Origin of the sequence: Kitasatospora sp. NPDC001261, assembly GCF_042896795.1 — a bacterium.
In the GTDB taxonomy this organism is placed as follows: domain Bacteria; phylum Actinomycetota; class Actinomycetes; order Streptomycetales; family Streptomycetaceae; genus Kitasatospora.
Genome location: NZ_JBIAXP010000030.1, coordinates 77,533 through 103,721, shown reverse-complemented (window position 1 = coordinate 103,721; position 26,189 = coordinate 77,533). Strand labels below are relative to the sequence as shown.

Here is a 26,189-nt window from a genome sequence, read left to right as displayed (position 1 = left end):
CGGGTGACGGGCGGGCCTTCCGGCGTTCGTACGGCGGTACGGCTCGGCGCGATCAGCCGGCCGGGTGCTGCGGCGGCTGCGGCTGCGCGTACGGGTTGTCCGCCACCGGCTGCGGCGGGACACCCGGCTGGTACGGCGAGGCGCCCGGCGCCGGGGCGGGCGGCACGGGGGCACCGGCCGGCGGCGGGACGGGCGCGCCCGGCTGCGCGGCGTACGGGGCGGCCGGGTTGAACGGTGCCTGCGGGGCCTGCGGGGCGTTGGGGTTGAACGGCGCGTTGGGGTTGAACGGCGCCTGCTGGGCGGCGTTCGGATTGAACGGCGCGTTCGGGTTGAACGCCCCCTGCGGCGCGTTCGGGTCGAACGGGGCGGCCGCCTGCGCGGGCTGCTTCTTGGCGTTGCTGCGCTCCACCAGCGCCTTCACCGAGGCGACGATCATGCCGACCGGCAGGATGAACGCCTTGAAGAAGATGGTGTACGTGCCGCCCTCGAAGACGAACGCCAGGTAGTAGGCGTACCCCAGGAACGCGAGGCCGAGGACGAGGTTGAGGATGCGCAGGCCAACCTTCAGTCCGCCGGCCGCGACCCCGAGGGCCACCATGATGGCGCCGCTGAGGGCCAGCAGTACGACGTACCAGGAGAAGAGCGGTTCGGCGCTGAAGTCGAGATTGTTCACGGGGGCTTTCCTGGGAGGGGAAGGAGAAAAACGGCGGGAACCGTTCGGGGACGACAGCGCACAGTACTGGAGGCGGCCGACATCCGTCGCCGCCTTTGTGTCACGGTGTCATTGCGCCGGTCCGGAGCGGGAGTAGACGAGGTGGGGAAATGACGGGGTTTGAGGTGCTGCGGGTCTTTTGCGGGCCCGATGGGAGCCACGGGAACGCGCTCGGGGTGGTGCGCGACGGCGCCGCCGTGCCGGGTCGCGCGGACCGGCAGCGGGTCGCGCGCGAACTGGGCTTCAGCGAGACGGTGTTCGTCGACGACCCGGAGCGCGGGGAGATCGACATCTACACCCCGTCGGTGCGCCTGCCGTTCGCCGGCCACCCGTGCGTGGGCGCCGCCTGGCTGCTCGGGGTGGACCGGCTGGTCACGGCCGCCGGCGAGGTGGCCGTGCGGCGCGAGGGCGGGCTGATCCGGATCGAGGCCCGGCCCGAGTGGGCCCCGGGGCGCACGCTGCGGCCGTACGGTTCGGCGGCCGAGGTGGAGGCGCTGGAGGTGCCGCCGCCGGGGGAGTGGGTCTACGCCTGGGCCTGGCAGGACGAGGCGGCCGGCACCGTCCGGGCCCGGGCCTTCCCCGGGCGGGGCGACGGGATCGACGAGGACGAGGCGACCGGTGCGGCCGCCCTGCTGCTGGCCGCGCACCTCGGCCGGGCGCTGACCATCACCCAGGGCCGGGGCTCGCGGCTGCTGGCCGGGCCGCGCCCGGGCGGGCTGGTCGAGGTCGGCGGCCGGGTGGTCCGGGACCCGGGGCCGGTTCAGCCGGCCGGGGGCGTCGGCTCCGCGTAGGCGCGCCGCCGGGCGGCGGGCGTGACGGCGGCGACCGAGGTGGCGGCCGCGGCCGAGGTGGCGGCGGCGACCGAGGCGACGGCCGGCGGCACCGAGAGCACCGTCATCCGGGGCACCCGCGGCCGCCGGTCCCGCAGCAGGTGCCGCAGGCCCGGGACGAGCGCGAGGTGGACGACGGCCACGCCGACCACGGCGAGCAGGATGTGGTCCACGTTGAGGACGTGCCCGGGTGCCCAGGAGGAGAGGAACTCCAGCGCGGTCGCCAGCAGCGCGGAGGCGCCGGTGGTGCGCAGGAAGGACGGCAGCCAGGGGGCCCGGAGCCGGCCGCCGGCCAGCGGCAGCAGGACCCCGAGCGGGGCCAGCAGCAGGAGTTCGCCGACCACCTGCCAGCCGCTGGAGGAGCGGAGCGAGGCGAACGGCGTCAGGTTGGCGTCGTACACCCAGGCCACCGGCAGCGGTCTCAGCACCAGCCAGAGCACCAGTGCCAGGTGGCCGGTGAGGCCCGCCAGTCCGGCCAACCGGAGGGGACGGTGGACGGCCGCCGCCGGGTTGCTCTCGGTCCCCGCGCCGGAACGCTCGTCGCGTGTCCTGGTGCCATCTCGCTGCACGGGGGGAAGGACGTGGGCCGACGTCACGTCGGTTCCACACCCGGCGTGAACATTCCCAAACGCGCCCCCGAACCCCCTTCCCGCCCCCCTCCCGCCCTTGCCGGCGGCCTGCCCGCCGGGCGGCCCGCTCGCCGGGCGGGCCACTTGCAGGGAGGCCCACCCCCAGGGCGGGCTACCGGCAGGGCGAGGCCGTCGGCACCGCGCTGAACACGTTGTCCGGCGGCGGGCTGCCCGGCGCCACCGGGGTGGGCGACGGGCTCGGGCTCACGCCCGCCTTGGTGCCGCGGGTCGGGGACACGGTCGGGGCCGGGCCCGGCGGGGTGGCCAGGGCCGCCGGTATGTGCGGGGAGGTCGGGCAGGCCGTCCGGCTGGCGGGCGCGCCGGCGTCGACCGGCACGGCGGTCGGCCGGATACCGCAGCCGGAGGCCAGCGCGACCAGCAGCAGCACGCCGGCGCCGCGGCGCAGGACGGTGCGGGGGACAACGGTGTCGGTGGGGCTGGTCACGTGGCGTCCTTGTCCTCGGCGGCGTCGCCGGCGGGGCCGCCCTCGGCCTCGCCCGCGGACGGCGGAGGCGGCGGGGCCAGCGGCAGCGTCAGGGTGAACACCGCGCCGACCTCCCCGTTCGCCGCCGTGATCGTTCCCCCGTGTATCTGCGCGTTGGCCATCGCGATCGACAGGCCGAGGCCGCTGCCCTCCGAGCGGGCCCGCCCCCGGTCCGCCTTGTAGAAGCGGTCGAAGACGTGCGGCAGCACGTCCTCCGGGATGCCCGGGCCGCTGTCGGAGACCTCGACCACGACCGACTCCCCGTCCTGCCGGACCTTGACCCGCACCGGCGAGCCGCCGTGCTTCAGCGCGTTGCCGATCAGGTTCGCGAAGACCACGTCGAGCCGGCGCGGGTCGACCACGGCCAGGATGCCGCGCGGGGCGTCCAGTTCGACCGCGTCGTACCAGGCCCGCCCGTCGATGCAGGACATGATCAGGTCGGCGATGTCCACCTCGTCGGCGACCAGCCTGGCGGTACCGGCGTCGAAGCGGGTCACCTCCATCAGGTTCTCCACCAGGTCGGACAGCCGCCGGGTCTCGCTGACCACGAGCCGGACGGCCGGCTCGATCATCGGGTCCAGCGACTCGGCCTCGTCCTCCAGGATGTCCGTCACGGCGGTCATCGCGGTCAGCGGGGTGCGCAGCTCGTGCGACATGTCGGCGACGAACCGCCGGCTCTGCGCCTCGCGCGCGCTCAGCTCCTCGACCTGCTCGTGCAGCTGCTCCGCCGTCCGGTTGAAGGTCCTCGCCAGGTCGGCGAGCTCGTCCGAGCCGTCGACCTCCAGCCGGGTGTCCAGGTGCCCCTCGCCGAGCCGCCGGGCGGCGTCGCCGAGCCGCTTGACCGGCCGCAGCACGGTGGCCGAGGCGGCCTGGGCGAGCAGCGCCGAGCCGATCAGCGCGAACAGCGTGGCGATCGCCAGCGACCAGCCCAGGGTGTTGAGGTCGGCCCGCTCGTTCTCCAGCGACTTGAACATGTACGCCGTCGGGCCGTTCGGCACCACCTTGGTGCCGCCGATCACGAACGGCCGGCCCTCCAGGTTCTGCCGCTGCCAGTACAGGTGGTACGGGTACGGGTTGTTCTCGGTGATCTCGCGCGGCTTGGCGACGGTGGACTGCAGCGCGGTCGGCACGTCGGCCAGCGTGAAGTGCGCGGGGTCGGAGGAGGCCGGGCACTCCGGGTGCGCCGCGTCGACCACCACCACGTCGTACGTCAGGCCGGAGCTGGCCACGGTGGACGCCAGCGAGGCCAGCTCCTGGCAGGTCGCGTTCAGCGGCAGGTCGGAGACGTTGCGGGTGAGCGAGACCCGGAAGTCGTTCAGCACGGTGTTCTGGGCGCGCTTGAGCACCGCGTCGCGGTTCAGCCAGTACGCGATGCCGGAGGCCGAGACGGCGGCGAGCAGCGCGACGGCCGCGAACACCGCGATCAGCCGCACCCGCAGGGAGCGCAGCCGACGCCACCGGCCCGTCGAGAACCGCCGGGCAGTCGTCTGATGGTCAGTCACAAGAGCCTGTCGTGGTACGGGAGTTCAGAGGTCGGGGGAGGGGCCGGCGGCCGGTTCGCGGGGTCAGGCCGGCGGGTCCAGCCGGTAGCCCACCCCGCGGACGGTGCGGATCAGCGTCGGCGCGGACGGCACGTCCTCGACCTTGGCCCGCAGCCGCTGCACGCACGCGTCCACCAGGCGGGAGTCGCCGAGGTAGTCGTGCTCCCAGACCAGCCGCAGCAGCTGCTGGCGGGAGAGCGCCTGGCCGGGGCGGCGGCTGAGCTCCAGCAGCAGCCGCAGCTCGGTCGGGGTGAGCTGGAGGTCGAGTCCGTCCTTGGTGACGGTCATCGCCGCGCGGTCGATCACTACGGTGCCGTAGGCCGAGGAGTCCGAGCTCTCCCGTTCGCCGCGCCGCAGCACCGCCCGGATCCGGGCGTCCAGCACCCGCGGCTGCACCGGTTTCACGACGTAGTCGTCCGCGCCGGACTCCAGGCCCACCACCACGTCGATGTCGTCCGAGCGGGCGGTCAGCAGGATGATCGGCAGCTGGTCGGTGCGGCGGATCCGGCGGCACACCTCGAAGCCGTCGATGCCGGGCAGCATCACGTCGAGCACGATCAGGTCGGGCCGCTGCTCCTTGAAGAGACGCAGACCGTCCTCACCGGAGGCAGCGGTGGCCACGCGGTGGCCCTGGCGGGTGAGGGCGAGTTCGAGGCCGGTCCGGATGGCGTCGTCGTCCTCGATCAGAAGGAGGAAAGGCACGGCCCCATTTTGGCCCACCGGCAGCGCCGAATCACCCCCCGGACCACCCACCGTCCCTTCTGGAACCGGAACGCGTGCCACCGGCGTCAGGTTCACAGGGGGGCGGTCCGGGACATTCGGACGGCTCCTGTGACACCCCTGTGACAGTCGGCGGACAGCGCCATCACAACCGGCGGGCAGGATTTTCCATGTCGCCGCAGGACAGCGGGCCGCAAGGCCGGCTGAAGGGCGGCTACCGGAACCGCTCGTACCGACCCAGGGGGCGCACGATGAACGCCACGCTTCAGACCCGGACCAACCCGGCTGTCCGCACCGCGCGTTCGTCAGCCACGTCCCACCGGACCCGGTACGAGGTCAGGACCGACGAGAACTCCGGTGCCGTGACCGTGCGGGGGTGCGCGCACAGCACCGGTGGAAACCCTGTCGCCCGTCGGGTGAGCGGCGGCGGCAGGACGGGGGAGCTGTACGGGATCGGCCGTCTGGGGAGTTCGGCCGACTCCGCCACCACCCTCACGCTGCGGGGGATCCTCCCCGTCCGCGTCGAGGGCAAGGACGCCCCGGGGGGGAACCGGGGGACCGGGGGGAACGGTCTGCGGACGGTCGGTTCGGGGGAGCCGACCGGTCGCGAGGCCGCCGGTGCGACGCTGCTGCGGCTGAACCCCGCGGCGGCCCGCACCACCGAGGCCGGGCAGGGAGGCGCGCAGGGGGAGCACCCGGCCGTCGCGGAGGACCACATCACGGAGTTCACCGCGTACGTGCGCGAGCGCCGCGCCTCCCTGTACGCCACGGCCTACCACCTGACCGGTGACCGCTACGAGGCCGAGGACCTGCTGCAGAGCGCGCTCTTCAGCACCTACCGGGCCTGGGGCCGGATCACCGACAAGGCCGCGGTCGGGGGCTACCTCCGCCGCACCATGACCAACCTGCACATCTCCGCCTGGCGGCGCCGCAAGGTCAACGAGTACCCGACCGAGGAGCTGCCGGAGACGGCCGGCGACACCGACGCGATGGGCGGCACCGAGCTGCGCACCGTGCTCTGGCAGGCGCTGGCGAAGCTGCCGGAGAACCAGCGCACCATGCTGGTGCTGCGGTACTACGAGGGCAAGACCGACCCGGAGATCGCCGGCGTGCTGGGGATCAGCGTCGGCACGGTCAAGAGCAGCATCTGGCGCGCCCTGCGCCGGCTGCGCGAGGACGAGCACCTGAACAAGTCCGGCGACACCGTCCGGGCGTTCGGCGAGCTGGTCGCGTAACGAGGACTCCCGTCGGGGGACGGGAAGCGGACGGTCACGGTCCGGGGGCAGCGGCTCGGGGGAGCACGCCCGTGGGGGAGCCGAAGACCGTTCGGGGAAGGCGAAGGGCCCGGTGCGGGGGAGACGCACCGGGCCCTTCGTCATGCCCTGGGGGTTCGGCCGTACCGGGCTCGGCCGTACGGGGTTCAGGCGGCGGAGAGCTCGCCGGCCCGGGTCGCGGCGCGGATCCGCCGCTCGGCCTCCGGCCCGGCGCACGCGTACGAGCCGAGCGCGACCTGCCGTCCGACGATGGACCGCTCGGCCCGCATCAGCCGCAGGCCCCGGCGCAGCAGCACCGGCAGCGACTTGCGGCCCTCCCGGACGTCCCGGCGCAGCCGGCGCCAGGCCGTGGTGAGCGCGCCGTTGCGCAGGCACAGGGCGTCGCCGAGCAGGCCCTGGTCGGCGCACTCGGCGGTGATCTCGGCGGCGAAGATGCCCTCCGCGATGAACGCGTCCGCCCCGTCCAGCTCCAGGCCGCGGGTGCCGATCCGGCCGTTGTCCGGGATCGAGTACACCGGGACGTCGGTGCGGCCGTGCTCGTGCAGGGCGCGGATCGCGGCGACGGCCTGGTCGCGGTGCCAGGCCAGCGGGGAGTCCCAGTCGACGGCGCCGTCCGGCAGCCGCGGCAGGGTCGGGTCGTCCCCGTCCTTGTAGAAGTCGTCGAGCTGGAGCACCGGCAGGCCGCTGCGCTCGGCGAGCGAGGACTTCCCCGACCCGGAGGGCCCGGAGAGCAGGATCACCCGGGCATGCCCGGTCGGTGCGGGGTTCATGGGGGAGTCACTCACGGGACACCAGTCTGACGCATCCCGGCCGGTTGCCGAAACCGGCCGGGGCGGACCTTCTACCGCGCCCCTGGCTTCGACTGTGACGCCGGGTCGGCGAGGGCGACGTGGACCATCGGCAGGTAGCGGCTGTCCACCTGGAGGTAGACCGGTTCGTCGGCGCCGGGCGGCCGGTAGGCGGTGGCGGCCCAGTCCGGGCTGTGCCAGGTGTCGGGCTCGGGCTCGTGGAAGGTCCCGCCGGCGGGCAGTTCGCACCGGCCGGTGTCGCGGGTGACCAGGGCCACGGTGTCGGTGCCGGGCCTGATGCGCAGGCTGCCGTTGACGTAGTCGGGCTGCCGCTCGGACCGGGCCGAGCAGGGCACCCTGACCGGGCGGCCCGCGGCCAGCCGCCGCCTGGTGCGGGCCACGTGCCACGTGCGGTAGAAGCCGTCCGCGAACAGTGCCGTCAGCTCGCCGATGAACTCGCCCATGCGTCCCCCCGGTCGTTCCCCCGGCCGTCTCCGTCACCGGTGATTCTGGCCGGGCCGGTGGGGCGGGCGGGAGCGTCGAAAGTCGGCGGCGCGGGTGACGAAAGTCGACGGGCCGACGGCGGGAGCACCCCGGGAACGCCGACGGACCCGCGCCAGGGGGGGAGAGGCGCGGGTCCGTCCTGTGACCGTCCGGGCCCTGGGGGGGTGAGGGCACTGGGGACGGCCAGTCTGTGGAGTTGTTACCCGGAGTACCGGAGGTCAGATCCCCTTCGGGTGCCAGACCGTCTTCGTCTCCAGGAACGAGAGTAGCCGCTTTGTACCCGGCGCATTGGTCCAGTCCTGGGCGAACGGGTCCAGCGCCGGACGGACCACCCTCTTCAGGGTATCCGCGGCGGCCGCCTCCAGCGCGTACGCCGCGCCGGGACCGTCGGCGGCGATGGCCCCGGTGAGGTCCAGCGCGTTGACGTCCTGGTGCGAGGCCAGGGTGGGGGCGATGTCCGCGGTCCGGCCCGAGACGATGTTGACCACGCCGCCCGGGACGTCCGAGGTGGCCAGCACCTCGCCCAGCGACAGCGCGGGCAGCGGGGCGTCCGCGGCGGCCGCGACCACGACCGTGTTCCCGGTGGCGATCGCCGGGGCGATCACCGAGACCAGGCCGAGCAGCGAGTGCCCGTACCCGGCCTGCGGGGCGACGACCCCGACCACACCGGTCGGCTCCGGGGAGGAGAGGTTGAAGTACGGACCGGCGACCGGGTTGGCGCCGCCCGCGATCTGGGCGACCTTGTCGGTCCAGCCCGCGTACCAGACCCAGCGGTCGATCGCGGCGTCCACCAGCGCGGCGGCCTTCTTCGGGCCGATGCCCTCGGAGACGGCCACCTCGGCGGCGAACTGCTCGCGCCGGCCCTGGAGCATCTCGGCCACCCGGTACAGCACCTGGCCGCGGTTGTACGCGGTGGTGCCGGCCCAGCCCTTGACCGCCTTGCGGGCGGCCAGGACGGCGTCACGGGTGTCCTTGCGGGTGCCCAGCGGGACGTTGGCGAGCCACTCGCCCTTGGAGTCGGTCACCTCGTACACCCGCCCGCTCTCGGAGCGCGGGAACTTCCCGCCGACGTACAGCTTGTAGGTCTTGAAGACGTCAAGACGCGTTGCGACATCAGACATCGAGGGCCTCGACATTCAGGTAGGGCTCCAGACCGTGGCGGCCACCCTCGCGGCCGTAGCCCGACTCCTTGTAGCCGCCGAACGGCGAGGTCGGGTCGAACTTGTTGAAGGTGTTGGCCCAGACCACGCCGGCCCTGAGGCGGTCCGCCATCCAGAGGATGCGCGAGCCCTTCTCCGTCCAGATGCCGGCGGAGAGGCCGTACGGGGTGTTGTTGGCCTTCTCGACCGCCTCGGCGGGGGTGCGGAAGGTCAGCACCGACAGGACCGGGCCGAAGATCTCCTCCTGGGCGATCCGGTGGGCCTGGCTGACGCCGGTGAACAGGGTCGGCTTGAACCAGAAGCCGGTGCCCGGGAGTTCGCACTCCGGCGACCAGCGCTCGGCGCCCTCGGCCTCGCCGGCGTCGGTCAGCGCGGTGATCCGGGCCAGCTGCGCGGCGGAGTTGATGGCGCCGATGTCGGTGTTCTTGTCCAGCGGGTCGCCGACCCGCAGGGTGCCCATCCGGCGCTTCAGGGCGTCCAGCAGCTCGTCCTGGACGGACTCCTGGACCAGCAGGCGCGAACCGGCGCAGCAGACGTGGCCCTGGTTGAAGAAGATGCCGTTGACGATGCCCTCGACGGCCTGGTCGATCGGCGCGTCGTCGAAGACGATGTTCGCGGCCTTGCCGCCCAGCTCCAGCGAGAGCTTCTTGCGGGTGCCGGCCAGCTGCTTGGCGATGGCGCGGCCGACCGGGGTGGAGCCGGTGAACGCGACCTTGTTGACGTCCGGGTGGGAGGTCAGCGCGGCGCCGGTGCGGCCGTCGCCGGTGACGATGTTGACGACGCCCTTCGGCAGACCGGCCTGGCGGCAGATCTCGGCGAAGCGCAGCGCGGTCAGCGGGGTGGTCTCGGCCGGCTTCAGGACGACCGTGTTGCCGGTCGCCAGCGCGGGCGCGATCTTCCACGCCAGCATCAGCAGCGGGAAGTTCCACGGGATGACCTGGCCGGCCACGCCCAGCGGCTTCGGGTTGGGACCGAAGCCGGCGTAGTCCAGCTTGTCGGCCCAGCCCGCGTAGTAGAAGAAGTGGGCGGCGACCAGCGGCAGGTCGACGTCGCGGGTCTCGCGGATCGGCTTGCCGTTGTCGATCGACTCCAGCACGGCCAGCTCGCGGCTGCGCTCCTGGATGATCCGGGCGATCCGGAACAGGTACTTGGCGCGCTCGCTGCCGGGCAGCGCCGACCAGTCGGCGAAGGCCTTGCGGGCGGCGGCGACCGCGCGGTCCACGTCCTCCTCGGTGCCCTGGGCGAACTCGGCGAGCACCTGCTCGGTGGCCGGGTTGACCGTCTTCAGGGCCTCGTTGCCGGAGGAGTCGACGAACTCGCCGCCGATGAAGTGGCCGTAGGAGGTGGCGATGTCGCCCGCGGCGGCCGGCGACTCGGGGGCCGGGGCGTAGGCGAAGAGGCCGCCGGCGGGCTTGGCCACGGGCTCCTCGGTGTTCTTCTTCTTGGCCATGGTGATCAGTCCACCGTCACGTAGTCGGGGCCGGAGTAGCGGCCGGTGGCCAGCTTCTGGCGCTGCATCAGCAGGTCGTTGAGCAGGCTGGAGGCGCCGAAGCGGAACCAGTGCTGGGTCAGCCAGTCGTCGCCGAGGGTCTCGTTGACCATCACCAGGTACTTCATGGCGTCCTTGGTGGTGCGGATGCCGCCGGCGGGCTTGACGCCGACCTGGACGCCGGTGGCCGCGCGGAAGTCGCGGACCGCCTCCAGCATCAGCAGGGTGACCGGCGGGGTCGCGTTGACGGCGACCTTCCCGGTGGAGGTCTTGATGAAGTCGGCGCCGGCCAGCATCGCCAGCCAGGAGACCCGGCGGACGTTGTCGTAGGTCTGGAGCTCGCCGGTCTCGAAGATCACCTTGAGGTGGGCGGAGCTGCCGTCGGGGCGCTTGCACGCCTCCTTGACGGCCACGATCTCGTTGAAGACGTCGAGGTAGCGGCCGGAGAGGAAGGCACCGCGGTCGATCACCATGTCGATCTCGTCGGCACCCGCGGCCACCGCGTCGGCGGTGTCGGCGAGCTTGACCGGGAGGGCGGCGCGGCCGGCCGGGAAGGCGGTGGCCACGGAGGCGACCTGGATGTCGGTGCCCTCCAGGGCGGCCTTCGCGGTGGCGACCATGTCCGGGTAGACGCAGATGGCGGCGACGCGGGGGGTGGTCGGGTCGGTCGGGTCGGGGGTCCTGCCCTTGGCGCACAGTGCGCGCACCTTGCCGACCGTGTCCGCGCCCTCCAGCGTGGTCAGGTCGATCATCGAGATCGCCAGGTCGATGGCGTACGCCTTCGCCGTGGTCTTGATCGAGCGGGTACCGAGAGCGGCGGCACGCGCCTCCAGGCCGACCTGGTCGACGCCGGGCAGGCCGTGCAGGAACCGGCGGAGCGAGGCCTCGGACGCAGCAACGTCCTGAAGGCCGCTGCCCGCAACGCCGAGGGCATTGGCTGCAACAGTGGACATAGTCACCAGAGCAGCATATCTACGCGCGTAGTGGGCCGCCAGGGCACCTGCCATTCGTGGCCGGACCGAGACCTCAGGGTGAGGGGCATGGGGCAGAATCGTCGACATGACCGATTCCGACGGCAAGCCCGGCCAGGGCCCCGCCGCCCCCGACGGGGAGCCCGAGTACGCGGACCGCGTGTACCGCTCTGTCCCCGGTGTGATCTCCGGAGTGCTGCTGCTGGTGGTCGCCGCCTGGCTGATCGGCGACGCGGTGGTGAGCGGGACGGGCAAGACGCCGTACGTCTCGCTCGCCGCGGTGCCGGTGTTCGCCTTCCCGGTGATCGCGTACACGCTGCGCCCGGCCGTGACGGCCGGACGCGACCGGCTGGTGGTGCGCAACCCGTGGCGGACCGTCGTCGCGCCGTGGGCCTCGGTGGACGCGCTGCGCGCGGGGTACTCGGTCGAGCTGCTCGCGGGCGGGAAGAAGTTCCAGGTCTGGGCGGTGCCGGTGTCGCTGCGGCAGCGCAAGCGGGCCACCCGGGCGCAGAACCCCAGCGCCGCCGAGCACGCCTCCCGGACCGGCCTGGGGCTGGGGATGGCCAAGCGGACCAACCCGGTCGTCCAGGGCTCGCCCGACCCCACCCGCGCCTGGTCCGACCAGGTCACCGCCGTCCTCCAGGAGCTGGCCGAGCGCAACGCCGCCCGCCCCGCCGCCGCGGGCCCGGTCGAGGTCCGCTGGTGCTGGTGGGTCATCGCCCCCACCCTGCTCGGCCTGGTCGCGCTGATCACCGTCATCGCGGTCTGACACCGCGCAAACGCGATGGAGGGGCCCGCCGGTCACGACCGGCGGGCCCCTCCACGTGTGCGCGGGGATCAGGCGGTGATGCCCGCCGCGTCGGCGAGGTCCCGCTTGACGGTGGCGAGCAGGGCGGCGGCGCGCTCGCGGACCGGGGCCAGGTCGGCGGCCGAGGCGACCGGGAGGACGACCTCCAGGTAGCACTTGAGCTTGGGCTCGGTGCCGGAGGGGCGGACCACGATGCGGGCGGAGCGGACGCCCTCGCCGGCCAGGTAGTAGCGCAGGCCGTCGGTGGGCGGCAGCTCGGCGGAGCCGGCCGACAGGTCGTCGGCGCGGGTCACCCGGAGGCCGGCCAGCACGGTCGGCGGCTGCTCGCGCAGGCGGCGCATGGCGTCGGCGATCAGCGAGAGGTCCTGGACCCGGACGGAGAGCTGGTCGGTGGCGTGCAGGCCGTGCTCCAGCGCCAGGTCGTCCAGCAGGTCGGACAGGGTGCGGCCGGACTTCTTGAGGGTGGCGGCCAGCTCGGCGACCAGCAGGGCGGCGGTGATGCCGTCCTTGTCCCGGACGCCCTGCGGGTCGACGCAGTAGCCGAGCGCCTCCTCGTAGCCGTAGCGCAGGCCCTGGGCGCGGGAGATCCACTTGAAGCCGGTCAGGGTCTCGGCGTAGCCCAGGCCCGCGGCCTCGGCGATCCGGCCGAGCAGGGTCGCGGAGACGATGGTGGTGGCGAAGGTGCCCTCGGCCTTCTTCGCGACCAGGGCCGAGCCGAGCAGCGCGCCGACCTCGTCGCCGCGCAGCATCCGCCAGCCGGAGGTGCCGTTGCCGGCGCCGGCCGCGTTGCCGTTGACGGGGACGGCCACCGCGCAGCGGTCGGCGTCCGGGTCGTTGGCGATCACGATGTCCGGGCCGACGGTGGCGGCGGTGCGGAAGGCGAGGTCCATCGCCCCCGGCTCCTCCGGGTTGGGGAAGGCCACGGTCGGGAAGTCCGGGTCGGGCTCGGCCTGCTCGGCGACCACGGTGGGCGCGGGGAAGCCGGCCCGGCGGAACGCGGCGACCAGGGTGTCGCGGCCGACGCCGTGCATCGGGGTGTAGACCACCTCCAGGTCGCGCGGGCCGTGCTCGTCGACGATGGAGACGGCCCGGTCCAGGTAGGCCTCGACGACCTCCTCGCCGAGCACCTCCCAGCCCGACGCGGCGCGCGGGACGTCGTCCAGCGAGCCGATCGCGTCGATCCTGGCGGCGATCCCGGCGTCGGCCGGCGGGACGATCTGCGAGCCGTCGCCCAGGTAGACCTTGTAGCCGTTGTCCTGCGGCGGGTTGTGGCTGGCGGTGACGGTGACGCCGGCGGCCGCGCCCAGGTGGCGGACGGCGAAGGCGAGCACCGGGGTCGGCAGCGGGCGCGGCAGCAGCGCGGCGCGCAGGCCGGCGCCGACCACCACGGCCGCGGTGTCGCGGGCGAAGTCGTACGACTTGTGGCGGGCGTCGTAGCCGATGACGACCAGGTCGCCCAGGCCCTGCTGCTTGACGTACGCGACCAGGCCGGCGGCGGCCCGGATCACCACGGCGCGGTTCATCCGCATCGGACCGGCACCGAGTTCGCCGCGCAGGCCGGCGGTGCCGAACTGGAGCCGGTCGGAGAAGCGCTCGGCGAGCTCCGCCCAGGCGAGCTTGCCGTCGGTCTCGACCTCCGGGGCCTCGGCCCGGGCCAGCAGGGCGGCGAGCTCCTCGCGGGTCTGCGGGTCGGGGTCCTCGGCCAGCCAGGTCCGGGCCCGGGCGAGGAGGTCGGTGGTGGGTGCCTGCGTCATGCCAGCTCCATGGGGACGTGCGTCGGTGTGTCGGCCGGAGGTTCCGCTGTGGGTCGGGAGGGTTCCGCTGGGACCGGAGGGTTCCGCAAGGAAGGGGGTCGCGCATGCGGACGGGGCCCACGGGAGGGCGTGATCAGCGGATCACGCCGCCCGTGGGCCCCGTCAGTCATGATTCTGCGCCCGCCGGGCGTCAGATCCGCTCAAGGACCTTCGCCAGCAGCTCGCCCATGCGCTCGGCGGAGGCCTTGCCGGCCTCCAGCACCTCGGCGTGGTTGAGCGGCTCGCCGGTCATGCCGGCGGCCAGGTTGGTGACCAGGGAGATGCCGAGCACCTCGCTGCCGGCCTCGCGGGCGGCGATGGCCTCCAGGGTGGTGGACATGCCGACCAGCTCGCCGCCGATGACCCGGGCCATGTTGACCTCGGCCGGGGTCTCGTAGTGCGGGCCGCGGAACTGGACGTAGACGGCCTCGTCCAGGGACGGGTCGATCTCGCGGCAGAGCTCGCGCAGGCGCTTGGAGTACAGGTCGGTGAGGTCGACGAAGTTCGCGCCGACGATCGGGGAGTCCGCCGTCAGGTTGATGTGGTCGCTGATCAGCACCGGCTGACCCGGGGTCCAGCCCTGGCGCAGGCCGCCACAGCCGTTGGTCAGCACGATGATGCCGCAGCCGGCCGCGGCGGCGGTGCGCACGCCGTGGACGACGGTGGCCACGCCGTGGCCCTCGTAGTAGTGGTTGCGGCCGAGGAAGATCAGGGCGCGCTTGTCGCCGATCTTCACCGAACGGATCGTGCCGGCGTGGCCGGCGACGGCGGGGGCGGGGAAGCCCGGGAGCTCGGTGACCGGGAACTCGGCCACGGTCTCGCCCAGGGCGTCGGCGGCCGGCACCCAGCCGGAGCCCATCACCAGGGCGACGTCGTGCCGCTCGGCACCGGTCAGCTCGCGCAGGCGCTCGGCGGCGGCCTGGGCGGCGGCGTAGGGGTCGGCGGAGACGACCGACTGAGGAGAAGCGTTCACGGGTCAGAGGATAGACGGGTTTCGGCTACGCGCGTAGAAATTCAGCCGCGGCATGCCGGATCGTTACCCGGTTGACCCGAAAACACAGCTCGGTGACGCTTTTCGGGTGAGCGGGCCGTCGGATCGCACACAACCCGGGTGCCGCGCCGGGCCTTTCCCTCCGGGCGGTCGCTTCGTGCGCGTGCCGTCGTGGCCCGTTTCCCGGGGGGCCGGTCCGGGGCCGGCGGCGTTACGGTGACGGTCGGGGCCCGAGGGGCCGAGGGGGCCGATCCTTCGTCGCCGGTCCGGTCCGCGGCTCCGGCGGGGCGCCAGGACGGGGTCGACCGCCATGGGGAACACGGACAGCCGGTACCCGCCGCCCGCGGCGCCGCCCGGGCCCGCGCCGGTGGACCTGGCGGCCCGGGTGGACGCGTTCACCGCGGACTTCTTCCCGAGCGGCCGGTACACCGTGCCGGGCGCGGCCCAGCGCCGGGCGGTGGCCGACGGCGTGCTCGGCGCGCTGGACGGCCGGACCGGGGAGGCCGAACGGGCGCTGGCCCGGGCCGGGTACCGGATCACCGGGTTCACCGAGGCCGTGACCGGCCGCCCGGTCACCGAGATCGCCGAGACGGGCGAGACCGCCGATGACGGCGGCAGTGGGGACGGCCGCGGCTGGGGCCGGGTCTACCTGGACCGCTCGGTCCGCCCCGCCTGGTCCGTACAGGTGCCCCACCCGGCCTCGGACGTCCGCACCGAGGCGCTCGGGGTGGAGCTGTTCCGGGCCGTGCCGGGCGGCGTGCTGGTGCTCGCCGGGGCGCACCGCCGGGCCGGGGCGGACGGCTCCTCGGACGTCGCGCACCGCAGTGACACCGTCTTCGCCGCCGTGGTCGAGGCGCTCACCCTGCGCGGCCTGCCCGGCATCCAGCTGCACGGCTTCGGCGCGGCCAGTCTGCCCGGGCGGGACGCGGTGGTCTCCAGCGGCGCCGGGCGGCCGGGCCCGGCCGCCGAGCTGACCGCCGCGGGGCTCGGCGGGGCCGGCCTCGTGGTCCGCCGGGCCTGGCGGGAGCCGGGTGCGCGGCTGGCCGGCGCCACCAATGTGGCCGGCCTGTTCGCGGCCGGGCTCGGGGTGCCGTGGCTGCACGTCGAACTGGCGTACGGGGTGCGCGCCGACCCGGCCCGGCGCGCGGCGGTGGCGCGGGTGCTCGCGGAGACCGTGCGCGGCTGGGACGCGGATCAGCAGGGGCGGCGGCGCAGGTCCATCACGTAGTCGTGCGGGGCGCCGGCGCTCTCCGCGGCGTCGGCGACCAGGCCGAGGTAGCGGGCCGCGGGCAGGCCGCCCTCGTAGTCGTTGAGCACGTACGTCCAGACCGGGATGTCCCCGTCCAGGGTCTGCGCGCGCAGCTTGATCTTGCGGTAGATGCCGAGCTGGACGCCCTCCCAGCGGTCCAGGCCCTCCTCGTCCATCGGCGCGACGTCGTACAGGGAGACGAAGACCTGGTCCTTCTCGTCCTCGACCACGGTGGCCAGCGAGCCCTCCCAACCCAGCTGCTCGCCACCGAAGGTGAGCCGCCATCCGGCTAGCCACCCCGTGCCGCGCAGCGGGGAGTGCGGGGCTCGGCGGGTCATCTGCCGGGCATCGAGGTTGGTGGCATACGCGGCGTAAAGGGGCATGGGGGCCAGGGTAGCCCGGGCGGCGGGCGGGCCGGGGCGACTGGACGAACGTACGGGAGCCCCGACCCCGGCGTGGCGGCGCCGCGGGCGTGCGGGACAATGGGGAACGTGACTCGGATCGTGATCATCGGTGGCGGACCCGGCGGCTACGAGGCGGCCCTGGTCGCCGCACAGCTCGGCGCGGAGGTGACCGTCGTCGACACCGACGGTCTGGGCGGATCGGCGGTGCTCACGGACTGCGTTCCGTCGAAGACCCTGATCGCGACCGCGGAGGTGATGACCACCTTCGACAGCTCGTACGAGGAGCTGGGCATCCTGGTCGCGGACGACACCCCGCCCGTCGAGCAGGCGGCCCGGGTGATCGGCGTGGACCTGGGCAAGGTCAACCGCCGTGTGAAGCGCCTGGCGATCGCGCAGTCCCACGACATCACCCAGTCCGTCACCCGGGCCGGCGTCACCGTGCTGCGCGGCCGCGGCCGGCTCGGCACCGGCGGGCAGGCCGTGGACGGCTCCCGCGAGGTGCTGGTGGACGCGCCCGACGGCACCGTGCAGTCGCTGCACGCCGACGCGGTGCTGATCGCCACCGGCGCCCACCCGCGCGAGCTGCCGGACGCCCAGCCGGACGGCGAGCGGATCCTCACCTGGACCCAGGTGTACGACCTGGAGGAGCTGCCCCGCGAGCTGATCGTGGTCGGCTCCGGTGTGACCGGCGCCGAGTTCGCCGGCGCGTACCAGGCGCTCGGCTCCAAGGTGACCCTGGTGTCCAGCCGCGACCGGGTGCTGCCGGGCGAGGACCCGGACGCCGCCGAGGTGCTGGAGGACGTCTTCCGCCGCCGCGGCATGAACGTCATGGGCCGCTCGCGCGCCGAGAGCGTCAAGCGGATCGGCGACCGGGTCGAGGTCATGCTGGCCGACGGCAAGGTGATCGAGGGCACCCACTGCCTGATGGCGGTCGGCTCCGTCCCCAACACCTCCGAGATGGGCCTGGAGGAGGCCGGGGTCAAGCTCAACGACTGGGGCCAGATCCAGGTCGACCGGGTCTCCCGCACCACCGCCCCCGGCGTGTACGCGGCGGGCGACTGCACCGGCGTCTTCATGCTCGCCTCGGTGGCGGCCATGCAGGGCCGGATCGCGATGTACCACGCGCTCGGCGACGCGGTGCAGCCGCTGAACCTCAAGACCGTGGCCTCCAACGTCTTCACCGACCCGGAGATCGCCACCGTCGGCTACACGGCGGCCGACGTGGAGTGCGGCAAGATGGACGCCGTCGTGGTCAAGCTCCCGCTGCGCGGCAACCCGCGGGCGAAGATGCAGGGCATCCGGGACGGCTTCGTGAAGCTGTTCTGCCGCCCGGGCACCGGCATCGTGGTCGGCGGCGTGGTCGTCGCCCCGCGGGCCAGCGAGCTGATCCACCCGATCTCGCTCGCGGTGGACGCCAATCTGACGGTCGAACAGGTGGCCAGCGCCTTCACCGTCTACCCGTCCGTCTCCGGCTCGACCGCCGAGGCCGCCCGGCAGCTGCACATCCGCAAGCGGGTCGACGGCGAATCCTGAGCGTCCGGCGCACAGTTGAGGGCGGTTGCCGATCGGCGACCGCCCTTCGCGCGGGCATGGCCGTCACCCGGACGGCGGGCGCAGTTCCGGGCCATTGACGGCGCGTATTCTACGGTCACGCGCCGCTCGTGCGTGAGCAATTCCCGCTACTAGCTGCAAACGCCTGAAAGCAGACGGTCACGCAGGTTACCGTCGGTTCTGTGTTTGCAGCAGAACGTCGCCAGTTGATCCTCGAAATGGTGCGCGCCAACGGAGCCGTCTCGCTCCGGGAGTTGGCCCGCGTCGTCCAGACCTCCGAAGTGACCGTGCGCCGTGACGTGCGGGCGCTGGAGGCAGAAGGGCTCCTCGACCGCCGGCACGGCGGCGCGGTGCTCCCCGGCGGCTTCAGCCGCGAACCCGGATACCCGCAGAAGACCCACCTGTCCGCGGCGGAGAAGAGCGCCATCGCGGACTTCGCCGCCGGCCTGGTGGAGGAGGGGGACGCGGTGGTGGTCGGCGCCGGCACCACCACCCAGGAGCTGGCCCGCCGGCTGGCCCGGGTGCCCGGGCTGACGGTGGTCACCAACTCGCTGCTGGTCGCCCAGGCCCTGGCGCACGCCAACCGGGTCGAGGTGGTGATGACCGGCGGCACCCTGCGCGGCTCCAACTACGCGCTGGTGGGCAGCGGCGCGGAGCAGTCCCTGCAGGGGTTGAGGGTCAACAAGGCCTTCATCTCCGGCAGCGGTCTGACGGCCGAGCGCGGGCTGTCGACGGCGAACATGCTGTCCGCGAGCGTGGACCGGGCCATGGTGCTGGCGGCCGCCGAGGTGATCGTCCTCGCCGACCACACCAAGCTCGGCGCGGCCGGCATGTTCCAGACCGTCGCCACCGAGACCATCACCCGCCTGGTCACCGACGAGCAGGCCACCGCGGACGACAGCACCGTCCGCGAGCTGGACGCGCTCGCCGACTGCGGGGTGCAGGTCGACCTGGCCCCGCTGGGCGCCGGCCCGGGCGGTGACGCCCCGGTGCACGGCACCGGCAGCGGCCCGATGCACCAGCCCCAGCCCGGCCCGATGGCCCGCCGCGGCGGCCCGCCCCCCGGCGGCGCCCCGCTGCCCGGCCAGCGCCGCCCCGGCGCGCACGGCGGGCCCGTCGCCCCGGGCGGCATGCCCGCCAGGCTGGCCGAACTGGGCCTGCCGCGCGGGCGCTGAGCCCGTACGGTCCGCGGAAACGGGACCGGTCCGCACACCCCCGAGGGGCGTACGGACCGGTCCGGGGTCAGGGACGGTGTCAGTCCTTGATCTCGCAGAGCGCGGCGCCGCTGCTGACGCTCGCGCCGACCTCGGCCTTGAGGCCGGTGACGGTGCCCGCCTTGTGGGCGTTCAGCGGCTGCTCCATCTTCATCGCCTCCAGGACCACGATCAGCTCGCCCTCGGCGACGACCTGGCCCTCCTCCACGGCGACCTTGACGATGGTGCCCTGCATCGGCGAGGCCAGGGTGTCGCCGCTGACGGCCGAGCCGGCCTTCTTGGCGCCCACCCGGCGCTTGGCCTTGGCGGAGCCCGCCGCACCGGCCGCCGGGGCCGCCGTGACGCCCAGCGAGGACGGCAGCGAGACCTCGATCCGCTTGCCGCCGACCTCGACCACCACGGTCTCCCGGGTCTCGGCCTCCTCGCCGTCACCGGCCGCGCCGGCGAACGGCGGGATGGTGTTGTCGAACTCGGTCTCGATCCACCGGGTGAAGACCGTGAACGGCCCGTCGCCGCCGTGCACCTCGGGCGCGAACGCCGGGTCGGTGACGACCGCCCGGTGGAACGGGATGGCGGTGGCCATGCCCTCCACCTTGAACTCGGCCAGCGCGCGGCGGGCCCGCTCCAGGGCCTGCTTGCGGTCGCGGCCGCTGACGACCAGCTTGGCCAGCAGCGAGTCCCAGGCCGGGCCGATGACCGAGCCGGTCTCCACGCCCGAGTCCAGGCGCACGCCCGGGCCGGACGGCGGGGCGAACAGCGTCACGGTGCCGGGCGCGGGCAGGAAGTTCCGGCCCGGGTCCTCGCCGTTGATGCGGAACTCGAAGGAGTGGCCGCGGACCTCGGGGTCGCCGTAGCCGAGCTCCTCGCCGTCGGCGATCCGGAACATCTCGCGGACCAGGTCGAGGCCGGTGACCTCCTCGGTGACCGGGTGCTCCACCTGGAGACGGGTGTTGACCTCCAGGAAGGAGATCGTGCCGTCCAGCGCGACCAGGAACTCGCAGGTCCCGGCGCCCTCGTAGCCGGCCTCCTTCAGGATGGCCTTGGACGCCCGGTACAGCTCGGCGTTCTGCTCGGCGGTCAGGAACGGCGCGGGCGCCTCCTCGACCAGCTTCTGGTGGCGGCGCTGGAGCGAGCAGTCACGGGTGGAGACGACCACCACGTTGCCGTGCTTGTCGGCCAGGCACTGGGTCTCCACGTGCCGCGGGTTGTCCAGGTAGCGCTCGACGAAGCACTCGCCGCGGCCGAAGGCGGCGACGGCCTCGCGCACCGCGGACTCGTACAGCTCGGGGATCTCCTCCAGCGTGCGGGCGACCTTGAGGCCGCGTCCGCCGCCGCCGAAGGCCGCCTTGATGGCGACCGGCAGGCCGTGCTCCCGGGCGAAGACGACGACCTCGTCGGCGCCCGAGACCGGGTCCGGCGTGCCGGCCACCAGCGGGGCACCGGCCCGCTGGGCGACGTGCCGGGCGGTCACCTTGTCGCCGAGGTCGCGGATGGCCTGCGGCGGCGGGCCGATCCAGATCAGACCCGCGTCGAGGACGGCCTGGGCGAAGTCGGCGTTCTCCGACAGGAACCCGTAGCCGGGGTGGACGGCGTCCGCACCGGAGTCGGCGGCCGCCTTGAGGACCTTGGCGATGTCCAGGTAGCTGGTAGCGGGGGTGTCACCGCCCAGCGCGTAAGCCTCGTCGGCCGCGCGGACGTGCAGCGCATCCCGGTCCGGCTCGGCGTAGACGGCGACGCTGGCGATACCGGCGTCCGAGCAGGCACGGGCGACGCGGACAGCGATTTCCCCGCGGTTGGCGATGAGCACCTTGCGCACTGTGGCTCCCTTCTTGAACCTCGTTGAGTTTATGGATTCCTGGGCAGTACCGGCGAGTAGCCCCGGGTTGTGAACTATCCCACACGCTCGGTGATGGGTTTTCCGGGCCCGCTGGCGGCCCCGTGGACGACGTCGCAGGTCGGCGCCGGTCCGCCCGGATCGGCGGGGGCCACAGCGGGTGACCGGCCCGCGGCGCGGCGGGAGGGTGGCATGGGCCACAGTCTCGCGCGGGCCGCTCAAGCGGCGCCGGAGCGGGCGGCGGGCCGCCGCAGCGCCTCGGCCGTCACATCGGCCGCCACCTCGACCATGTCCGGCCCGTACGCCTCCGGGTTGACCACCCGCAGGACGAGCGCGAAGGTGCCGTCCTGCCCGTGCCTCCGGGCGAGTTCGCGGTGGTGGGCGACCAGGTAGCGCACCCCGGCCTGGTTGGCGGTGCCGGTCTGGCCGGAGACCAGGAACACCGGGCGGCCGCCGTCCGGGGTGGCGATCCGGGCGAGCAGGACGTGCGTCTCGTCCGGGCCGGCGGTGAAGTCCCGCTCGCCCACCACGAGGACGTTGCTGCCCGGGCCCGGCCCCGAGGTGATCAGCACGCCCGGCAGGCCCCAGGCCAGGTGGGCGGCCATCCGCTCGTTGCTGACCGGACCGCCCAGGCACAGCTCGGTCTTGGCGCCCAGGCCGCGGTGCGCGGCGTCGTGGGCCACCAGCTCGGGCCGCGCCCCGCACTCCTCGACCAGCCCGGCCAGCCACATCAGCGCGTACGCGTCGCGCCGGGTCACGGTGTGGGCGTGCGAGCCCGTCCCGATGCTGCGCGGCACCACGATCAGGCACTCGCTGCCGCCCGGCAGCCCGAAGAACGCCCGTACCCGTTCGACCCTGCGGCGCCGCCGCAGCGCCTGGGCGAGCCAGCCGAGGCCAGCGCTGATCGCGCTGGCCACCAGGCCGAGCACCACGTTGAGCACGCTGTCGGTCATCTGCCGCGTCCCCTCCCCCCGTTCGAGACCGCGGTCAGCTTAGGGCCTGTCTCCTGGATCCTTGCCGGGTCCGCGACGCCGGGGCACACACCTCGCGGCGTTGTCGTCGGTCGCCAATGCTCCGCAGTGGCTCCCTCCTCCGCCTTGCGATGCGCGCACCCCAACGCCGCGGCCTGATCCGACAAAATCCAGGAGACAGGCCCTGGGCCACCGCCGCGGGCTCCGGGAGGTCAGTTCGCCCACAGGTCCGTGATGCGCACGTCGAGGTCGGCGAGCAGCCGGCGCAGCAGCGGCAGGGAGAGGCCGATGACGTTGCCCGGGTCGCCGTCGATGCCGTCGATGAAGGGTGCGGAGCGGCCGTCCAGGGTGAACGCCCCGGCCACGTACAGCGGTTCGCCGGAGGCCACGTACGCGGCGATCTCGGCGTCGTCCGGGGTGCCGAAGCGGACGGTGGTGGAGGCGGTGGCCGAGGACTGCCGGCCGGTCGCGGTGTCGATCACGCAGTGGCCGGTGCGCAGCACGCCGGAACGTCCGCGCATCGACTGCCAGCGGGCCAGCGCCTCGGTGGCGTCGGCGGGCTTGCCGAGGGCCCGGCCGTCCAGTTCCAGGACGGAGTCGCAGCCGATCACCAGCTCGCCGTCGGCGAGTTCGGCGGCGACGGCCTTCGCCTTGGCCTCGGCCAGGACGAGGGCGAGCTCGGCGGGGGTGGCGGCGGTGATCGCGTCCTCGTCGACGCCGCTGACCACCACGCGCGGGTCGAGGCCCGCCTGGCGCAGCAGCCCGAGGCGGGCGGGGGAGGCGGAGGCGAGGACGAGGGGGCGCTGGTCGGTCATGTCCACCAGCGTAGGGGGTGCCGGTGTCCGCCGTTCGGGTGAACGGCTCAGGTGAAGGAGCGGGAGATCATGATCAGCACGGCGCCGACCAGCACGAGGGCGGCGAGCACCTTGCCGGCCCGCTGCATCCGCTCCTGCATCCGACGGGCCTCGGGCGAGGGCTCGTCACGGGGGTCTGACCAGAGCACCCGTCCAGAGTGCGCCGCGCGGGGGTGCGGGCGCCTGAGTATCCGTACTCAGGTTTCGGGCAAAGCGGGCGCCGGGTGCCCGGTACGGCACGGAGGGGGAGAGCGGCGGGGCCGTCCTCCCCCTCCACGCCGCGGAGTTCAGTGCGCCCAGCCCGAGGTCCGCCAGGCGTTCGGGCCCGGACGGGCGGCGAGACGGAGCCGGCGGGCGCGGTCGCCCCAGGGGGAGTCCGGGCCGGCGCCGGCCCTGCGGGCCGCCTCGGCGGCGGCCTGTGCGGCGGCGGCCCGGGCCTGGACCACCGCCAGGACGGTGGCCAGCTCCTCGGGGGTCGGCTGCCCGTGCAGCACGTGGATCGACATGGCTGGTTCTCTCCCGACAGGGACGGGGCCTACAGGGGGATGTTGCCGTGCTTCTTCGGCGGCAGCACCTCGCGCTTGCCGCGCAGCGCCCGCAGGCCGCGGACGATGTGCCGGCGGGTCTCGCTCGGCGCGATCACCGCGTCCACGTAGCCGCGTTCGGCGGCCAGGTAGGGGTTCAGCAGGGTTTCCTCGTACGAGGCGATCAGCTCGGCCCGCTTCTCCTCGGCGGTGCCGGCCGCCTCGGCCTCGGCGATCTCCCGGCGGTGCAGGATGTTGACCGCGCCCTGCGCGCCCATCACGGCGATCTGCGCGGTCGGCCAGGCCAGGTTGAGGTCGGCGCCCAGGTGCTTGGAGCCCATGACGTCGTAGGCGCCGCCGAAGGCCTTGCGGGTGATCACGGTGATCAGCGGGACGGTGGCCTCGGCGTAGGCGTAGATCAGCTTGGCGCCGCGCCGGATGATGCCGTCCCACTCCTGCTCGGTGCCGGGCAGGAAGCCGGGCACGTCCACGAAGGTCAGCACCGGGACGTTGAAGGAGTCGCAGGTGCGGATGAAGCGGGCGGCCTTCTCGCTGGCGTTGATGTCCAGGCAGCCGGCCAGGTCCATCGGCTGGCTGCCGACGATGCCGACGGACTGGCCCTCGACCCGGCCGAAGCCGGTGATGATGTTGCCCGCGAACAGCGGCTGGGTCTCCAGGAACTCGCCGTCGTCGACGATGTGCTCGATCACCTTGCGCATGTCGTACGGCTGGTTCGCCGAGTCCGGCACGATGGTGTCGAGTTCGAGGTCCTGCTCGGTGACGGTGAGATCGGCCTGCTCGGGGTAGGACGGCGGGTCGCTCAGGTTGTTGGAGGGCAGGTACGAGAGCAGGCTCTTGACGTACTCGATCGCCTCCTTCTCGTCCGCGGCCAGGTAGTGGGCGTTGCCCGACTTGGTGTTGTGGGTGCGCGCGCCGCCCAGCTCCTCCATCGCGACGTCCTCGCCGGTGACGGTCTTGATCACGTCGGGGCCGGTGATGAACATGTGCGAGGTCCGGTCGGCCATCACCACGAAGTCGGTGATCGCGGGGGAGTACACCGCGCCGCCCGCGCAGGGGCCCATGATCAGCGAGATCTGCGGGATGACGCCGGAGGCGTGCACGTTGCGGCGGAAGATCTCGCCGTACAGGCCGAGCGAGACCACGCCCTCCTGGATCCGGGCGCCGCCGGAGTCGTTGATGCCGATGACCGGGCAGCCGGTCTTCAGCGCGAAGTCCATCACCTTGACGATCTTCTCGCCGAAGACCTCGCCGAGCGAGCCGCCGAAGACGGTGAAGTCCTGGGCGAACACGGCGACCTGGCGGCCGTCCACGGTGCCGTAGCCGGTCACCACGCCGTCGCCGTACGGCCGGTTCCTCTCCTGGCCGAAGTTGGTCGAGCGGTGCCGGGCGAACTCGTCGAACTCCACGAAGGAGTCCTCGTCCAGCAGTTCCACGACCCGTTCACGGGCGGTCAGCTTGCCCTTGGCGTGCTGCTTCTCCACGGCCTTGGACGAGCCGGAGTGCACCGCCTCGTCCAGCCTGCGCCGCAGGTCGGCGAGCTTGCCGGCGGTGGTGTGGGGGTCGTACGGCGCCTCGGTCATCCGGTGGCTCTCCCTGATCCATGGCCGCGACCTGTTTCGAGTGCGCGCGGGGCCGGGTGGTGGGCCCGCGCATGAGGGCAGGGCGGCGCTACGAACTACCGCTGGGTAGCGTAGCCAGCGCGGAGGGCTATCCGGCACGTCCCGGCGTCATGACCATCGACACAGTTCTGTTGACGGGTGTTCTGCGGGACGATGGGGCGGCCTACGTCCCGGACCCGCTCTAGGGTTTTCCCATGACCGCACCCGAGACCCCCCGCCGCAGCGGACTGCGCGGCTTCGGCCACGCCGGACCGTCGCCCTGGACCGACCTGGACCGTCCGCCGCTGGACGAGGAGGCGCTGCGCCGCGACCTGCTCGTCCCGGGCGGCCTGTGGACCTCCCTGGACGTCGTCGCCGAGACCGGCTCCACCAACAGCGACCTCGCCGCCCGGGCCGCGGCGGGCGCCGGGCAGGGCGCGGTGCTGGTGGCCGAGGCGCAGAGCGCCGCCCGCGGCCGGCTGGACCGGCGGTGGACCGCCCCGCCCCGCTCCGGGCTGTTCCTGTCCCTGCTGCTGCGCCCCGAGGAGGTGCCGGTCGAGCGGTACGGCTGGCTGCCGATCCTGGTCGGGGTGGCCGCGGCCAGCACGCTGGGCCGGGTCGCCGGGGTCGAGGTCGGGCTGAAGTGGCCCAACGACCTCCAGACGGAGATCGACGGCGCGGAGCGCAAGCTCGGCGGCGTCCTCACCGAGCTGGCCGGCGGCGCGGTGGTGGTCGGCATGGGCCTCAACGTCTCGCTGCGCGCGGAGGAGCTGCCCGTCCCCACCGCCGCCTCGCTCGCGCTGGCCGGCGCCACGACCACCGACCGGGGCACCCTGCTGCGCGCCCTGCTGCGCGAACTCGCCGAGCTGTACCGGGAGTGGACGGCCGCCGCCGGCGACCCGCACGCCAGCGACCTGCTGCGCGCCTACGTGGACCGCTGCACCACGCTCGGCCGCCAGGTGAAGGTGCACCTGCCGGGCGACCGCGAGCTGGTCGGCGAGGCCGTCGCGGTGGACGGCGACGGGCGGCTGGTGGTCCGCACACCCGACGGCGTACGCCGGGCGGTCGGCGCGGGCGACGTCGTCCACGTACGCCCCGAGCCCCGCTGAACGGCACTCTTCACCTCTCCTTGACCCGGGCTGATGCCCCGGATCCGACGATTCCGTGCGAACATTCCACCTGGCAGCGGTGTGAGGCGCGCCACTGCCCGCCCGGGTGGCGGAGTGCGCGCCCGGACAGGTAGGACACGAGGCGAGTGCGGCGATCGCACGGGGA

26 protein-coding genes are annotated in these 26,189 nt (G+C 73.7%); 7 read left to right on the top strand and 19 right to left on the bottom strand.

What is annotated here, in order from left to right:
• Positions 1 to 52: 52 nt before the first annotated feature.
• Positions 53 to 673 carry a hypothetical protein gene (locus tag ACFY4B_RS33380; protein ID WP_387974236.1) on the bottom strand — a complete coding sequence of 207 codons (621 nt, stop codon included), beginning with the start codon at positions 671 to 673 and terminating at the stop codon, positions 53 to 55.
• Positions 674 to 822: 149 nt separating this feature from the next.
• On the opposite strand from ACFY4B_RS33380, the gene ACFY4B_RS33375 reads away from it, so the two are divergent.
• Entirely contained in the window at positions 823 to 1,503 is a 681-nt protein-coding gene (locus tag ACFY4B_RS33375; RefSeq protein WP_074003909.1) for a PhzF family phenazine biosynthesis protein, read from the top strand.
• On the opposite strand, the gene ACFY4B_RS33370 is transcribed toward ACFY4B_RS33375, so the two are convergent.
• From ACFY4B_RS33370 to ACFY4B_RS33355, 4 genes are all read right to left on the bottom strand, one after another.
• Entirely contained in the window at positions 1,473 to 2,111 is a 639-nt protein-coding gene (locus ACFY4B_RS33370) for a VanZ family protein (protein ID WP_158077740.1), read from the bottom strand. The genes ACFY4B_RS33375 and ACFY4B_RS33370 overlap by 31 nt on opposite strands.
• A gap of 172 nt (positions 2,112 to 2,283) precedes the next feature.
• Positions 2,284 to 2,616, bottom strand: coding sequence for a hypothetical protein (locus ACFY4B_RS33365; protein ID WP_074003907.1), 333 nt, complete (start codon positions 2,614 to 2,616; stop codon positions 2,284 to 2,286).
• The gene (locus tag ACFY4B_RS33360; RefSeq protein ID WP_049654103.1) at positions 2,613 to 4,157 is read right to left on the bottom strand and encodes a HAMP domain-containing sensor histidine kinase; all 1,545 of its coding nucleotides are present in this window, start codon (positions 4,155 to 4,157) and stop codon (positions 2,613 to 2,615) included. The genes ACFY4B_RS33365 and ACFY4B_RS33360 overlap by 4 nt, the downstream gene beginning before the upstream one ends.
• 63 nt (positions 4,158 to 4,220) lie before the next feature.
• On the bottom strand, positions 4,221 to 4,898 hold the full coding sequence (locus ACFY4B_RS33355; RefSeq protein WP_049654100.1) for a response regulator transcription factor: 678 nt from the start codon (positions 4,896 to 4,898) through the stop codon (positions 4,221 to 4,223).
• Between the two features lie 269 nt (positions 4,899 to 5,167).
• Between ACFY4B_RS33355 and ACFY4B_RS33350 the strand changes: the two genes are divergently transcribed.
• Positions 5,168 to 6,151, top strand: a complete 984-nt coding sequence (locus ACFY4B_RS33350) for a SigE family RNA polymerase sigma factor (RefSeq protein WP_369808315.1) — start codon at positions 5,168 to 5,170, stop codon at positions 6,149 to 6,151.
• Between the two features lie 185 nt (positions 6,152 to 6,336).
• On the opposite strand, the gene ACFY4B_RS33345 is transcribed toward ACFY4B_RS33350, so the two are convergent.
• From ACFY4B_RS33345 to deoC, 5 genes are all read right to left on the bottom strand, one after another.
• Complete coding sequence (locus ACFY4B_RS33345; RefSeq protein ID WP_375876652.1) at positions 6,337 to 6,975, bottom strand: ATP-binding protein; 639 nt, start codon at positions 6,973 to 6,975, stop codon at positions 6,337 to 6,339.
• Positions 6,976 to 7,031: 56 nt separating this feature from the next.
• The gene (locus tag ACFY4B_RS33340; protein ID WP_117488159.1) at positions 7,032 to 7,442 is read right to left on the bottom strand and encodes a hypothetical protein; all 411 of its coding nucleotides are present in this window, start codon (positions 7,440 to 7,442) and stop codon (positions 7,032 to 7,034) included.
• 258 nt (positions 7,443 to 7,700) lie between these two features.
• Positions 7,701 to 8,603: an aldehyde dehydrogenase family protein gene (locus ACFY4B_RS33335; RefSeq protein ID WP_049654094.1), complete on the bottom strand. Its 903-nt coding sequence runs from the start codon at positions 8,601 to 8,603 to the stop codon at positions 7,701 to 7,703.
• Positions 8,596 to 10,092 (bottom strand): aldehyde dehydrogenase family protein, encoded by a 1,497-nt coding sequence (locus ACFY4B_RS33330; protein ID WP_074003903.1) that lies wholly within the window; start codon positions 10,090 to 10,092, stop codon positions 8,596 to 8,598. The genes ACFY4B_RS33335 and ACFY4B_RS33330 overlap by 8 nt, the downstream gene beginning before the upstream one ends.
• 5 nt (positions 10,093 to 10,097) lie before the next feature.
• Positions 10,098 to 11,084 (bottom strand): deoxyribose-phosphate aldolase, encoded by a 987-nt coding sequence (deoC, locus tag ACFY4B_RS33325; RefSeq protein WP_079272367.1) that lies wholly within the window; start codon positions 11,082 to 11,084, stop codon positions 10,098 to 10,100.
• Between the two features lie 106 nt (positions 11,085 to 11,190).
• Here deoC and ACFY4B_RS33320 point away from each other — a divergent pair, with 106 nt between their 5' ends.
• Positions 11,191 to 11,871 (top strand): PH domain-containing protein, encoded by a 681-nt coding sequence (locus ACFY4B_RS33320; RefSeq protein ID WP_049654090.1) that lies wholly within the window; start codon positions 11,191 to 11,193, stop codon positions 11,869 to 11,871.
• 68 nt (positions 11,872 to 11,939) lie between these two features.
• Here ACFY4B_RS33320 and ACFY4B_RS33315 read toward each other — a convergent pair whose 3' ends face one another.
• Together ACFY4B_RS33315 and ACFY4B_RS33310 are read right to left on the bottom strand one after the other, a co-directional pair.
• Positions 11,940 to 13,664 (bottom strand): phospho-sugar mutase, encoded by a 1,725-nt coding sequence (locus ACFY4B_RS33315; RefSeq protein ID WP_049654088.1) that lies wholly within the window; start codon positions 13,662 to 13,664, stop codon positions 11,940 to 11,942.
• 190 nt (positions 13,665 to 13,854) lie between these two features.
• Positions 13,855 to 14,676, bottom strand: a complete 822-nt coding sequence (locus tag ACFY4B_RS33310; RefSeq protein ID WP_049654087.1) for a purine-nucleoside phosphorylase — start codon at positions 14,674 to 14,676, stop codon at positions 13,855 to 13,857.
• Positions 14,677 to 15,004: 328 nt separating this feature from the next.
• Between ACFY4B_RS33310 and ACFY4B_RS33305 the strand changes: the two genes are divergently transcribed.
• Complete coding sequence (locus tag ACFY4B_RS33305) at positions 15,005 to 15,922, top strand: hypothetical protein (protein ID WP_387830549.1); 918 nt, start codon at positions 15,005 to 15,007, stop codon at positions 15,920 to 15,922.
• Here the strand turns inward: ACFY4B_RS33305 and ACFY4B_RS33300 are convergent.
• Positions 15,889 to 16,326 carry a gamma-glutamylcyclotransferase gene (locus ACFY4B_RS33300; protein WP_049660023.1) on the bottom strand — a complete coding sequence of 146 codons (438 nt, stop codon included), beginning with the start codon at positions 16,324 to 16,326 and terminating at the stop codon, positions 15,889 to 15,891. The genes ACFY4B_RS33305 and ACFY4B_RS33300 overlap by 34 nt on opposite strands.
• Positions 16,327 to 16,425: 99 nt before the next feature.
• On the opposite strand from ACFY4B_RS33300, the gene ACFY4B_RS33295 reads away from it, so the two are divergent.
• Together ACFY4B_RS33295 and ACFY4B_RS33290 are read left to right on the top strand one after the other, a co-directional pair.
• Positions 16,426 to 17,880 (top strand): NAD(P)H-quinone dehydrogenase, encoded by a 1,455-nt coding sequence (locus tag ACFY4B_RS33295; RefSeq protein ID WP_049660024.1) that lies wholly within the window; start codon positions 16,426 to 16,428, stop codon positions 17,878 to 17,880.
• Positions 17,881 to 18,116: 236 nt separating this feature from the next.
• On the top strand, positions 18,117 to 19,073 hold the full coding sequence (locus ACFY4B_RS33290) for a DeoR/GlpR family DNA-binding transcription regulator (protein WP_241853005.1): 957 nt from the start codon (positions 18,117 to 18,119) through the stop codon (positions 19,071 to 19,073).
• A 79-nt stretch (positions 19,074 to 19,152) separates the two neighbouring features.
• Here the strand turns inward: ACFY4B_RS33290 and ACFY4B_RS33285 are convergent, their stop codons facing one another.
• The 6 genes from ACFY4B_RS33285 to ACFY4B_RS33260 all read right to left on the bottom strand — a co-directional run bounded on the left by ACFY4B_RS33285 (position 19,153) and on the right by ACFY4B_RS33260 (position 24,896).
• A complete protein-coding gene (locus ACFY4B_RS33285; protein WP_049655764.1) occupies positions 19,153 to 20,928 on the bottom strand; it encodes a biotin carboxylase N-terminal domain-containing protein in 1,776 nt (591 codons plus the stop codon).
• A 236-nt stretch (positions 20,929 to 21,164) separates the two neighbouring features.
• Entirely contained in the window at positions 21,165 to 21,899 is a 735-nt protein-coding gene (locus ACFY4B_RS33280; protein WP_049655766.1) for a hypothetical protein, read from the bottom strand.
• Between the two features lie 230 nt (positions 21,900 to 22,129).
• Entirely contained in the window at positions 22,130 to 22,732 is a 603-nt protein-coding gene (locus tag ACFY4B_RS33275; protein ID WP_074003898.1) for a nucleoside triphosphate pyrophosphatase, read from the bottom strand.
• A 47-nt stretch (positions 22,733 to 22,779) separates the two neighbouring features.
• Positions 22,780 to 22,920, bottom strand: coding sequence for a morphogenic membrane protein MmpB (gene mmpB / locus ACFY4B_RS33270; RefSeq protein WP_181970605.1), 141 nt, complete (start codon positions 22,918 to 22,920; stop codon positions 22,780 to 22,782).
• 138 nt (positions 22,921 to 23,058) lie between these two features.
• Positions 23,059 to 23,277, bottom strand: a complete 219-nt coding sequence (locus ACFY4B_RS33265) for an acyl-CoA carboxylase epsilon subunit (protein ID WP_049655770.1) — start codon at positions 23,275 to 23,277, stop codon at positions 23,059 to 23,061.
• 29 nt (positions 23,278 to 23,306) lie between these two features.
• Positions 23,307 to 24,896, bottom strand: coding sequence for an acyl-CoA carboxylase subunit beta (locus tag ACFY4B_RS33260; RefSeq protein WP_387974231.1), 1,590 nt, complete (start codon positions 24,894 to 24,896; stop codon positions 23,307 to 23,309).
• Between the two features lie 233 nt (positions 24,897 to 25,129).
• Here ACFY4B_RS33260 and ACFY4B_RS33255 point away from each other — a divergent pair, with 233 nt between their 5' ends.
• On the top strand, positions 25,130 to 26,023 hold the full coding sequence (locus tag ACFY4B_RS33255) for a biotin--[acetyl-CoA-carboxylase] ligase (RefSeq protein WP_074003897.1): 894 nt from the start codon (positions 25,130 to 25,132) through the stop codon (positions 26,021 to 26,023).
• Positions 26,024 to 26,189 lie beyond the last annotated feature (166 nt).

What these genes read in the sequence shown, in the direction of transcription:
- ACFY4B_RS33295 (WP_049660024.1), top strand. Translation starts at nt 16,426, where the DNA reads ATGGGGAACGTGACTCGGATCGTGATCATCGGTGGCGGACCCGGCGGC.
- ACFY4B_RS33375 (WP_074003909.1), top strand. Translation starts at nt 823, where the DNA reads ATGACGGGGTTTGAGGTGCTGCGGGTCTTTTGCGGGCCCGATGGGAGC.
- ACFY4B_RS33255 (WP_074003897.1), top strand. Translation starts at nt 25,130, where the DNA reads ATGACCGCACCCGAGACCCCCCGCCGCAGCGGACTGCGCGGCTTCGGC.
- ACFY4B_RS33315 (WP_049654088.1), bottom strand. Translation starts at nt 13,664, where the DNA reads ATGACGCAGGCACCCACCACCGACCTCCTCGCCCGGGCCCGGACCTGG.
- ACFY4B_RS33265 (WP_049655770.1), bottom strand. Translation starts at nt 23,277, where the DNA reads ATGTCGATCCACGTGCTGCACGGGCAGCCGACCCCCGAGGAGCTGGCC.
- ACFY4B_RS33280 (WP_049655766.1), bottom strand. Translation starts at nt 21,899, where the DNA reads ATGACCGACAGCGTGCTCAACGTGGTGCTCGGCCTGGTGGCCAGCGCG.
- ACFY4B_RS33350 (WP_369808315.1), top strand. Translation starts at nt 5,168, where the DNA reads ATGAACGCCACGCTTCAGACCCGGACCAACCCGGCTGTCCGCACCGCG.
- ACFY4B_RS33290 (WP_241853005.1), top strand. Translation starts at nt 18,117, where the DNA reads ATGGTGCGCGCCAACGGAGCCGTCTCGCTCCGGGAGTTGGCCCGCGTC.
- ACFY4B_RS33320 (WP_049654090.1), top strand. Translation starts at nt 11,191, where the DNA reads ATGACCGATTCCGACGGCAAGCCCGGCCAGGGCCCCGCCGCCCCCGAC.
- ACFY4B_RS33305 (WP_387830549.1), top strand. Translation starts at nt 15,005, where the DNA reads ATGGGGAACACGGACAGCCGGTACCCGCCGCCCGCGGCGCCGCCCGGG.
- ACFY4B_RS33275 (WP_074003898.1), bottom strand. Translation starts at nt 22,732, where the DNA reads ATGACCGACCAGCGCCCCCTCGTCCTCGCCTCCGCCTCCCCCGCCCGC.
- ACFY4B_RS33330 (WP_074003903.1), bottom strand. Translation starts at nt 10,092, where the DNA reads ATGGCCAAGAAGAAGAACACCGAGGAGCCCGTGGCCAAGCCCGCCGGC.
- deoC (WP_079272367.1), bottom strand. Translation starts at nt 11,084, where the DNA reads ATGTCCACTGTTGCAGCCAATGCCCTCGGCGTTGCGGGCAGCGGCCTT.
- ACFY4B_RS33260 (WP_387974231.1), bottom strand. Translation starts at nt 24,896, where the DNA reads ATGACCGAGGCGCCGTACGACCCCCACACCACCGCCGGCAAGCTCGCC.
- ACFY4B_RS33340 (WP_117488159.1), bottom strand. Translation starts at nt 7,442, where the DNA reads ATGGGCGAGTTCATCGGCGAGCTGACGGCACTGTTCGCGGACGGCTTC.
- ACFY4B_RS33300 (WP_049660023.1), bottom strand. Translation starts at nt 16,326, where the DNA reads ATGCCCCTTTACGCCGCGTATGCCACCAACCTCGATGCCCGGCAGATG.
- ACFY4B_RS33335 (WP_049654094.1), bottom strand. Translation starts at nt 8,603, where the DNA reads ATGTCTGATGTCGCAACGCGTCTTGACGTCTTCAAGACCTACAAGCTG.